This window comes from Deltaproteobacteria bacterium PRO3 (assembly GCA_030263375.1).
Lineage (GTDB): Bacteria > UBA10199 > UBA10199 > DSSB01 > DSSB01 > DSSB01.
On record SZOV01000108.1, the window covers coordinates 1 to 10176 of the forward strand.

Annotated in this window: 7 protein-coding genes; 4 read left to right on the plus strand and 3 right to left on the minus strand. The window is 66.3% G+C overall.

What is annotated here, in order from left to right:
* Window positions 1-186: 186 nt before the first annotated feature.
* Window positions 187-708 carry a hypothetical protein gene (locus FBR05_13150; protein MDL1873126.1) on the plus strand — a complete coding sequence of 174 codons (522 nt, stop codon included), beginning with the start codon at window positions 187-189 and terminating at the stop codon, window positions 706-708.
* A 51-nt stretch (window positions 709-759) separates the two neighbouring features.
* Here the strand turns inward: FBR05_13150 and FBR05_13155 are convergent, their stop codons facing one another.
* Window positions 760-1542 carry an alpha/beta fold hydrolase gene (locus FBR05_13155; GenBank protein ID MDL1873127.1) on the minus strand — a complete coding sequence of 261 codons (783 nt, stop codon included), beginning with the start codon at window positions 1540-1542 and terminating at the stop codon, window positions 760-762.
* A gap of 166 nt (window positions 1543-1708) precedes the next feature.
* Between FBR05_13155 and FBR05_13160 the strand changes: the two genes are divergently transcribed.
* The 3 genes from FBR05_13160 to ychF all read left to right on the plus strand — a co-directional run bounded on the left by FBR05_13160 (window position 1709) and on the right by ychF (window position 4549).
* A complete protein-coding gene (locus tag FBR05_13160) occupies window positions 1709-2728 on the plus strand; it encodes a polyprenyl synthetase family protein (GenBank protein ID MDL1873128.1) in 1020 nt (339 codons plus the stop codon).
* Window positions 2729-2960: 232 nt separating this feature from the next.
* Entirely contained in the window at window positions 2961-3452 is a 492-nt protein-coding gene (locus tag FBR05_13165; protein MDL1873129.1) for a nucleotidyltransferase, read from the plus strand.
* Between the two features lie 2 nt (window positions 3453-3454).
* Window positions 3455-4549 (plus strand): redox-regulated ATPase YchF, encoded by a 1095-nt coding sequence (ychF, locus tag FBR05_13170; GenBank protein ID MDL1873130.1) that lies wholly within the window; start codon window positions 3455-3457, stop codon window positions 4547-4549.
* 2 nt (window positions 4550-4551) lie between these two features.
* On the opposite strand, the gene FBR05_13175 is transcribed toward ychF, so the two are convergent.
* Both FBR05_13175 and FBR05_13180 read right to left on the minus strand, forming a co-directional pair.
* Entirely contained in the window at window positions 4552-5250 is a 699-nt protein-coding gene (locus FBR05_13175; GenBank protein ID MDL1873131.1) for a pirin family protein, read from the minus strand.
* A gap of 119 nt (window positions 5251-5369) precedes the next feature.
* The gene (locus FBR05_13180) at window positions 5370-8021 is read right to left on the minus strand and encodes a hypothetical protein (GenBank protein ID MDL1873132.1); all 2652 of its coding nucleotides are present in this window, start codon (window positions 8019-8021) and stop codon (window positions 5370-5372) included.
* Window positions 8022-10176: the final 2155 nt, after the last annotated feature.

Genomic DNA, 10176 nt, shown 5'->3' on the forward strand with positions numbered 1-10176 from the left:
GCAACGCCCGCACCCTGCACGCCCGCGCCGAAGAAGCCGCGCACCTGCCGGAACACCTCGAGCATGAAGGTGATCTTCACACCCGAGGCCAGATAACAGGGTTTGTCGACACCGTGGCGGTAGCGGACCCCCCGGGTATAGTCCGAGACGAAGACGGAGATCCGCCCCTTGAACCGCCGCGAAAGAGTGTCGATTTCTCGATCGAAGGCCTCTTTCCAAGCATCCTCGACGAGACGAGGATCGCTCGGCGCGGTCGGTCCTTGGGCCGAGGCCGGACCGGGTCATGCCTACAATCCCTGCGACCCCTGGCTGCGGCCGCGGCCGGTTCCCACGCCCACGCCGCCCCCGCCGCAATTTCCGGGGGATCTCACTACGCCGGAAGAGGAACCCGAGACCCCGCCGCCGGTCCCGAACCTGGGCGGCGCCGGTGTCGCAACGACCCTCGACGAGGACGAGTGCGACCCCGTCCCCACTCCGACGCCTCCGCCGACGCCTCCCGCGACTCCGACGCCTCCGCCGGGACCGAGCGACGCGCCCGAGCCGCAGGATCCCAACCAAAACTTCGACCCGGGACAACCCTTCTTGGAGGGCAGCGGCAAGCTGGGCTGCAGCCTGAATGCCGTCGGGGCCTCGCCCGCGTCTTGGGGCCTGCTCGGCCTCGGGCTGGCGGCCCCGCTGTTGTGGCGCAAGGCACAGCGCCGCAAATAGTTCGAATCCTGCCAGAGGGAAAGGGCGGGGCCGCGAGGCCTCGCCTTTTTTTTATTTTCGATGACGTTTGAAAAACTTGATCAGCCGCTTGGCGACGAGGTCCTTATCGTAGTCGAGGGTGATGATGTGGTTGCTCTTCTTGAGCGTCACCGTCTCGACCTCGTCACCGGGCAGGATGGCCTGGATGTAGTCCAAGTTGCCGTAAGGCACCGTCTCGTCATGCAGGGAATGAAGGATGATGGTCGGGTGGTGGAGGTGCTTCAGCTCCTGCCGCACCGTCTTCTGCAGCTCGAACATGCTGGCGACCGAGACTACGGGCACCTTGTGGTAGGTCTGGTAGCGGCGCCGCGCCTCCGGGTCCTTGATCGAGGCGATGCCCTTGGGCTGGTATTTGTAGACGTGCTTGAGCGGGGTCTTCCAGACCGCCGGAAAGACCCCCTTCACGAGGAATCCATCCAGGAACAGCGGCGTCGCCATCAGCCCCAGGGCCCGCACCGCCTGCTTGTGGTGAAAGGCCAGGTGGGCCGCCAGGAGGCCGCCCATCGAGAGGCCCGCCACCATCACCGCGCGGCACTCCGCCCGCAGGGCACGGAAGGCGTCCTCGACGCTGCGGTACCAATCCTGCCACTGGGTCTGCTCCAGGTGCTCCACCCGGGTCCCGTGGCCCGCCAGGATGGGGGCCAGGACCGTGAAGCCAGCCCGGTTCAGCTTTTCGCCCAGATAGCGCATCGAATCGGGGGTGGCGGTGAAGCCGTGGAGCAGGAGGACCCCCGCCTCGCCCCCGGGGAGGTGGATGGATTCGGTGTGGATCGACTTCTCGGACATCCTCAGCATGCTTGTCCTTGACAAGCCCCCGCCCGCTGGTTAGCGGCTAAAGGCTTCAAATGGCTGTTGAATAGCGAATATTTCAACGGCGCGGTTTTCGGGTTTTGGCGCGATGTGCGACATCGTACGATAAACCCCGTTTTCCTTGAACGAATTTTATCGCGAGTTTGCCGCCATGTCCTCCCGTCCAGTCCCATCCCCCGCCCCCCTCGAGCCGCCCTTCGGCGACACCCTCGAGGCCCTGGCCCTGCAACTCAAGGATGAATTGGCGGCGGTCGAGGTCGAGATCCAAAAGAATCTCCTGAGCCAGGTACCCTCGGTCACCCAGATCGCCACCCACATCGTGATGAGCGGCGGCAAGCGCCTGCGCCCCATCCTCTGCATCTTGGCCGCCCAGGCCCTGGACTACCGCGGACCCCGAGTCCTCTCGCTCGCGACCGCCATCGAGTTCATCCACACCGCCACCCTGCTCCACGACGACGTGATCGACAACGCCCAGCTGCGGCGGGGCCGGCCTTCCTGCAACGCGATCTGGGACAACAAGATGTCGGTCTTGGTCGGCGACTTCCTCTACTGCCAGGCCTCCTCGCTGATCGCCCGCGACGGCGATCTAAAAGTATTGCGCAGCATCACCGACGCCACCACCAGCACCACCGAGGGCGAGGTCCTCGAGATCACCAAGTCGCGCGACCTGCGGTTGGGCGAGGCCGAATACTTCAAGATCGTCGAGTTCAAGACCGGCATGTTGATGGCCTGCGCGACCCAGGTCGGGGCCATCGTCGCCGGGGCGACGCCCGCCCAAGAGAAGGCCCTGGCCGACTACGGCATGCATTTGGGGATCGCCTTTCAGCTGGCCGACGACGTCCTCGACTACGTCAGCGTCGAAGCCGAGTTCGGCAAGGAGAAGGGCGTCGACCTCAAGGAGGGCAAGATCACCCTGCCGCTGCTCTACGCGCTGGAACGCTGCACCCCGGCGGAGCGCGAGGTGATACGCGACGGGACGATCAGCGCGCGTCGCGACAGCTTTATGAAGGTCTTGGAGGTACTGAAGAAGTACGGCGCCATCGATTACGCCCTGGGTCTCGCCGCGCGGCGCTCGGCCGACGCGCGCCAGTCGCTCGCGGTCCTGCCCGAGAGCCCCGCGAAGGCCGCCCTGCTGAAGCTCGGCGACTACGTCATCCAACGCAAGAAGTGAGCGGCATCCGCCGGGGATCGACCGAAAATCGCGTTGCGAAATAACCCCCGCTCGGCTAAGTTCGGACCGATGGAGCGAGACGCGGCCCAAGTCGAAAATCAGCAATGCGCAGGCGAAATCGATTTGTCCGTCCTCGCCTACAATCTGTCGTTGAGCCACGAAGACCGACTCCTCCACCACCAAAGGGCCTTGGACCTGGTTCTCCTGTTGCGGGCCGCGGGGCAAGCGCACTATGCAAGACTTCAGCAACCTCCTCCGCCTGCTTTTGGAAAATAAGATCGAATTCGTTCTCATCGGCGGAATGGCGGCCGTCGTCCACGGAGCCAGCCAGGTCACCGAAGATATCGATATCTGCGCGGCCATCGACCCGAAACAAGTCGAAAAGCTGCGGGCCTGCCTTCGGGAACTCCATCCGAAACACCGGATGACATCCCAGAAGCTTTCTTTTATCGAGTTCCCGGAAGAAACCGGAAACCTGAAAAACCTCTATCTGCAGACGGACTGGGGGATCTTGGACGTGATCGGCACGGTCACCGGGGTGGGAGATTACGACGCGGTCCTGCAGAGTTCCGTCGAGATCGAATTATTCGGAGTGCCTTGCAAGGTCTTGGGCATCGAAGGCTTGATCTCCGCCAAGCAGGCCCTCGGCAGGGAGAAGGATCTGGCAACGGTTCGGGAATTGAAAGCCATTCGAAAACTTCAGGAAGAAAAAGGCAAAAACTAATTATGGGATTCAACTGCGGCATCGTCGGCCTGCCCAACGTCGGCAAATCCACCATCTTCAACGCCTTGACCCACGCCGGGGCCCAGGCGGCCAACTACCCCTTCTGCACCATCGATCCCAATGTCGGCATCGTCCCGCTCCCGGACCCGCGCTTGGGGCAGATCGCGAAGTACATCCCGCCGCAGAAGCTGATCCCCACCACCGTCGAGTTCGTCGACATCGCCGGCCTGGTGAAGGGCGCGTCGAAGGGAGAAGGGCTCGGCAACCAGTTTTTGGGCAACATCAAGAACACCGACGCGATCGCGCACATCGTGCGCTGCTTCGAGGACCCCGACGTCGTCCACGTCGAGGGCGGCGTCGACCCGATCCGCGACATCGAGGTGATCGACACCGAGCTGATGCTGGCGGACCTGGCCACGGTCGAAAAGCGCCTCGAGCGCAGCTCGAAAGCCGCGAAGAGCGGCGACAAAGAACTGCTCGCCGAGGTGGAGGTCCTGCAAAAGGTGCAAAAGGGCCTGAACGAGGGCGTGCCCGTGCGGCGCCAGGGCCTAAGCGACAAGGAAAGAGCCGCGATCCGCGAGCTCTTCCTGCTCACCCTCAAGCCCGTCCTGTATGTCGCCAACGTCAATGAGGCCGAGGCCGCGAACCCCGGCCCGGCCGCCCAACGCGTCATGGCCCACGCCGAAAAAGAAGGCGCGCCCTGCGTCGTGCTCTCGGGCGCCATCGAGGCGGAGATCTCGAACCTCCCCGAGGCCGAACAGAAGGCCTTCCTGGAGGACCTGGGCCTGCACGAGTCCGGCCTCGACCGCATGGCCCACGCGGGCTACAAGCTGCTCAACCTCTCCACCTACTTCACGGCCGGCGAGAAGGAGGTCCGCGCCTGGACCATCCCCAGCGGCGCCAAGGCCCCACAGGCCGCCGGCGTCATCCACAGCGACTTCGAAAAGGGCTTCATCCGCGCCGAGGTCTACCACTTCGACGATTTGATGAAATACAAGTCCGAGCAGGCGGTGAAAGAGGCGGGCCTGCTGCGCCTCGAGGGGAAGGACTACGTCGTCCGCGACGGGGACATCATGCATTTCCGCTTCAACGTCTGAGCTCAAGCCAAATCGAACAACAGCACTTCCGCATCCCGCTTCCCGCGCAGGTCCACGCTCGGTACCTGGCTGAGCGCCGCGCCGTCGCCGGCCTTCAACAAGTGGTCCTGCAGGAGGACCTCGCCGCGGGCGACCTGCAGCCAGACGTGGCGGTCGGGCTTCACCTGGAAAAAGAGCTCCTCGTTGGGCGGGATCCAAGAGGCGTAGACGTGGACGTCTTGATGCACGGTCACCGAGCCCTGGTGGCCGTCGGGCGAGGCGATGAGCAGCCAGTGGCCCTTCTTGCGCTCGGCTGCGAAGTCCTTCTGCTCGTAGCCGGGCGGCAGCCCGGACTCCCGCGGCAGGATCCAGATTTGCAGAAGGTGAACCGGCTCTTCATTCGAGGCGTTGTACTCGCTGTGCGTCACGCCCGTGCCCGCGCTCATCCGCTGCACCTCGCCGGGCCGGATCACCGAGCCGTTGCCCAGGCTGTCGCGGTGCTGCAGGGCGCCCTCGAGGACATAGGTGAGGATCTCCATGTCGCGGTGCGGGTGCGTGGGGAAGCCCTTGCCCGGCTGGACGCGGTCCTCGTTCAAGACGCGCAGATCGCGAAAGCCCATGTGGTGCGGGTCGTAGTACTCGCCGAAGGAGAAGCTGTGATAGGTGTCAAGCCAGCCGAAATCGAAGTGGCCCCGCTCTTCGGCCTTGCGGAGGTTGATCATGGTGTCCCCTTCCGATTAAAAAAGGCGGGCTATCCACCCGCCTCTTTCAGGAGCGCCCCTGAGATTTCTTATTATGATCCAAGCGCCCGCGCCGCCCACAACCTAAAAATGGTAAGTCCCTAATACCTGGGAGTCAAACCGTTATTTCCCGCTGGGGGCCGGCGGGCGATCAAGACCGCGTGGGGGGTGTCCGGCCGCTGGCACCAGTCCGTCGGAAAGATCGGGGCCTCGTCCAAGGAGGCAGCCACCCGGTAATAGACCGGCTCCCAGCGCAGTCGGTTCAACTCCTCGGCGTGGCGGAGGATCTCGAATGGGGTGCGCGGGTTGTAGGCCTGGATCACCAGCCACTGGGCTCGCGGAAACTGGCGGAGGATGTCGACCGCCGCTGGCAGGGCCACGTGGTGCTGGGCATAGAAGAGAAAGGGCGAGCCGTTGATGAAGAGGACGTCCAAGTCCGAGCGCCGCAGGGCCTCGCGGTCGGCCTCCGCGGGATAAACCTTGTTCACCTCCAGGCCCCAGGCCGTGCCGCCCCGCCGCTCCACGGCTTGCAGGGTCTCGAGGCGGTCCCCGTAGCCGATCTCCAAAAATCGGGTGTCGGCACCGACCAGGCGTTCCAGTATCGCCGGCATCGAGGGCTCGAGGCCCAGGTGGTTGAAAGCGGGCAGGGCCGCGCCGTCCTCGATCTCCATCAACGTGGGGATGCGGGTCCCGAATTTGCGCCGGGCCCAGGCGTCGAAGGCGCGGTTCGCCGCCTCGCGGTGCTGCGGGCCCAGCTCGGCGGGCAGGAGCGTCGAGCGCGGCTGGGTCACTAGATCGACGCGGTCGCCGTGATGCTCGTAGCGGCTGTAGGCGGAGTGGATCAGGCCGTAGCCCAACATTTCGTGAAGCTCGGGGCTGACGCCCCGGATCTGCAGGTCCGAAGCGCGGACCAAGGTCTCGGTGCTCAGCCAATCCAGGAACATCGGCAAGAGCGCCGAACCCGCACGCGGTTGAAGCGGGGTATCCAGGACGACGCGGTCTGGGGTCAGCTCCACGACGACAGTGAAGGCGGTCTCCGCGTCCCGGACCTCCAAGGTGAAGGCCTCGCCCTCGGGGAGCGCGCGGCGCTCGCGCAGGGTGAGGCGGGCCTCGCCCTGGGGCCCGGCGGCAAAGACCTGGGCTCTCCCCGGATCCAGGCGATCCACGAAGCGTCCCGGGCGCAACTCGTAACGGGCCTCGCGGTCCTGGCTGTAATAGGGGTGGAGGTGGCGGCGCGCCAGGACCCCCTCGGGGCCGGGCGCACTGGAGATCTCGGGCGAGAAATCCCGGGCCGGCTCGCGGAAGCGATAGGCGCGCTCGCCCAGATAAATGAGCTCGCCGTCGCGGACGCGCAGCGAGCCGCCGGGCGGGAGGCGATGCCCGCCGACCCGCACCTCGACGCTGCGGGCGCGGGCCTCGGTGTCGATGTCGATGACCCAGAAGACCCCTTGCGCCTCGATCAGCTTGATCGCCGGCGCTGCCTCGCGATCGACGGGCCGCGCCCTCCCGTCGAGACTGGGACGCACCTCCGGCGGCGCGCCCTTCCCGGAGGCCGCGGCGCCGCGGCCTCCGCCGCCGACCGAGAAGAAGCGATCGGACAGGCGCGGCGGCCCTTCGCCGGGACCGCTCGCCATGGCGAGGACCGGGGCGTTTCGCGAGGGCCAGGTCCCCTCCGCCGGAAGGATGGGGAGGTTTGGGAGCCGCTGAAGGGTTTCGGCCTGCCGGTCGAGATTGGATTCCCAGGCGGCGAGGCGCGGGCCGAAGGCCTGGCGCGTCAGGCGGCCGGCGACGTGGAATTGCAGCAGCATCGCCAGCGAGTCGGTCAGCGTCGTCGCGCCGTCTTGGGGGCGACGCAGGCCAAAGTGTTCTTCCAAGGAATGACCGAGCAGGATCCCGCCCAACATCCCGCCCTGCTGAAACAGCGTCTGTAGGGACCGTTCGCGAACGGCCCCTGCGGGGTTGGCCAACCTGCGATACGCCGCGCCGCTCGCCCAGCCCGCCAACTTCAATCCCCCCAAGACCAAGTAGCTCGAGGCGAAGTCCCTGCCTAAGGCGGCCCCGCTCCAATCCTGCCTCCTCCCCAAGACTTCATTTCCCAAGCGCCCCGCCAGGGTGAAGGCCGGGGCCTCCAGCGCGAAGCCGGTTAAAGAAGCCAGACGCCCCGCGCCTAGGATCTGCGTCAAAATCCCCGGATGCTGCGTCGCGGCCAAGCGCGATAGCATCGCCAGGCGCGTCATGCGAAACACGGCCCCCGCCGTGCCCATCGCGAAGAGCATCGCCGGGTCGCTGGATTGCTGGGCCAAATTCCTTAAGAGAAACTCCGCGCGGGGGCCGAAGGCACCGCGGCCTAAGATTGCATCGAGGTGTTCTTGCGCGCGTTGTTGTAGGGGCGAACCTGGGGCCCCACCGAACGCCACTGGTTCGAAAGAGGTGGGGGGTCGCCCTCCCCGTCCCTGCTCGGGGGCGACCCCCCCACTCGCTTCATCCTCGCGGCGCGAGTGGGGCCCCAGGTTCGCCCCTACGATCTCCGCATACAATTCCGCCGCCGCCTCCTCCCGCCCCGCCGCCTCCTCCCGCCGGGCCAGGGCCAAGAGGCCCTCCGCGCGCAGCTCCGGATCCCGTTCTCGAGACAAGGCCCGCAGCTCCTCCGCCGCGGGACCTTCCCGAAACCGCGCCAAGAGAGGGCGCAGCGGGGCCTCGGCCGGCTCAGCCGCCCTAGGATGCATTCGGGATGGAGGAAGGATCGGGGTCATGCCTTTTCTCGCCCCCGGAGGACCCCCGCTCCGAAAGGCCAATGCGGCCTGGTATCGGCCAATGGGGGGCTCAGTTGCTTGAGCTTCCCCCCGGGGCGGCGGCCGAGAAACGATGCAGCAGCTTGACCAACAGCTCCTCGACCGCGGGCCGAATGCGCGGGTCCGGGTGATATTGCAGGCGCATCAAGGGCTTAAGATTGGTCTCCGAGAGGAGATCCCCGGCAAGGTCGGGGCGCGGCGGCAAGAGCAGGACCAGCTCCTGGTAGTCTCGAAGGGCTTGCAGAAGCGCCTCGGCCTCTTGCGCCTTAAGACGCAAGGTGAAGGGCCCCAGCGCCTCGGTCAATTCTTGGACCACCTTTTGGTTGATCGAGACCGGAAACAGGCGCTCGTGTTCCAGAATTTCCGCGGCGCGGGCTTGCACCTGATCCATCAGCCTAAGGTAGGTGCGACCACACTCCGCCCGCACCTGGGGATCGGCATGCTCCGTGATCCAGGGCCGCAGGCTCCCGGCCTGCGCCAAGAAAACCTGGGTCAGCATGAAGGTATTGCCGGGGGCCGGACCCGCGCTTTGATACACCGTCTCCGCATAATGGGGAAAGGCCCGCAGCGTCGGGATCAAGATCTCTTGGGAAACGCGGTAGGGTTGGAGATGCCGTTGGAGAAAGACGATCTCCTCGCGCAGCTCCTCCATCACCGCCTCGTTGAAGCCGGGGTGGGCGCGCTCGGCCAGGCGCCTCCAGAATTGGGGAAAATAATTCCCGCCCAGGGCGCGGCGCTCCGCATCCGTCTCCAGCATCCAACGCCGCGCCAAGCGGATTCCCGCGTGGGCCTCTCGAACCAGGCCCAGGCTGTCGCCGACGCTGTTGTTGAGGGTGTCGTGGAAGGCCTCGAGGTAGCGCGATCGCAACTCGGGGACCTTGGGCGACTCGGCGCCGGTGCGCAGAACCGCGAGCAGGGATTCGAGCGACTCGCTTAAATCCCGCTCTCGGGGCGAGCCCTCGATCAGGACGGCTCGGGTGTGGCTGTAGATGCGTCCGATCTGCGGCGAGACCTCGAGCGCGGCATGGAGGAAGCGGGGATTGCGCTCGGCGCCCAGCAGCTCACGGTAGCGATCGACCTGGACTCGAAAGGACTCGGTCATCGCCGCGTTGAGCGAGGCGGGGTTCCAACCGTCGGCGAGAAGTTTCCACAATTCCGGGTAATGCCGAAAGGCGATCGCCTTGCGAAAGCCGTCCCGCCCGGCCGCCCAACCACCGAGCAGCTCCAGGCCCTGTTGCGCCTCTTCCAAGGTCTCGCGCCGCCCCGTCGGCAGGGACTTGAGCCGGGCGACGTAGTCGGCCGTCTGTTCGGCCCGGCGGCGCCAGGCCTCCTCCGGGGCGATCTCGAGGCGCAGGCGCCGCGCCGCCTCCAAGTCCTGCGGCCCGGAGCCGCCGCCCCGCCCCTTCCCCGTCATGAAGACCAAGGTCGGTAGCTCCGGAACGGGGACCGCGCCGCGAGGACCCGCGGCGGGGATCGGGGCCCAGTCGCCCGGGCGGCCGAGCGCCGTGGCGGTGGACCCGAAGTTTCCAAATCGACCCAGCGGCGGCCCTTGAGAAAGCATCTCGGCCCGCGAGTCGAGACCGCGCTCCCAGGCGGCAAAGCGGGTCCCGAAGGCCTGGCGGGTCAGGCGCCCGGCGACGTTAAATTGCAAGAGCATTGCCAGCGAGTCCGTCAGCGTCGTCGCGCCGTCTTGGGGGCGGCGCAGGCCAAAGTACTCTTCCAGCGCGTGGCCGAGCAGGATGCCCGTCAACATCCCGCCTTGCTGAAACAGCGTCTGTAGGGGCCGTTCGCGAACGACCCCTACGGGGTTGGCATATCTACGATACGCCGCGCCGCTCGCCCAGCCCGCCAACTTCAATCCGCCCAAGACCAAGTAGCTCGAGGCAAAGTCCCTGCCTAAGGCCGCCCCGGTCCAATCCTGCCGTCTCCCCAAGGCCTCGCTACCCAAGCGCCCCGCTAGCGTGAAGGCCGGCGCCTCCAGCGCGAAGCCGGTTAAAGAAGCCAGGCGCCCCGCGCCGATCAGCTGCGTCAAGATCCCCGGATTCGGCGTCGAGGCCAGCCGCGACAAGGTCGCCAGCCGCGTCATGCGAAACACCGCCCCCGCCGTCCCCATCGC

Bases quoted from the DNA above. Each gene is read 5' to 3' on its own strand.
- FBR05_13155 (MDL1873127.1), bottom strand. From the start codon at position 1,542: ATGCTGAGGATGTCCGAGAAGTCGATCCACACCGAATCCATCCACCTC.
- FBR05_13160 (MDL1873128.1), top strand. From the start codon at position 1,709: ATGTCCTCCCGTCCAGTCCCATCCCCCGCCCCCCTCGAGCCGCCCTTC.
- FBR05_13165 (MDL1873129.1), top strand. From the start codon at position 2,961: ATGCAAGACTTCAGCAACCTCCTCCGCCTGCTTTTGGAAAATAAGATC.
- ychF (MDL1873130.1), top strand. From the start codon at position 3,455: ATGGGATTCAACTGCGGCATCGTCGGCCTGCCCAACGTCGGCAAATCC.
- FBR05_13175 (MDL1873131.1), bottom strand. From the start codon at position 5,250: ATGATCAACCTCCGCAAGGCCGAAGAGCGGGGCCACTTCGATTTCGGC.
- FBR05_13180 (MDL1873132.1), bottom strand. From the start codon at position 8,021: ATGACCCCGATCCTTCCTCCATCCCGAATGCATCCTAGGGCGGCTGAG.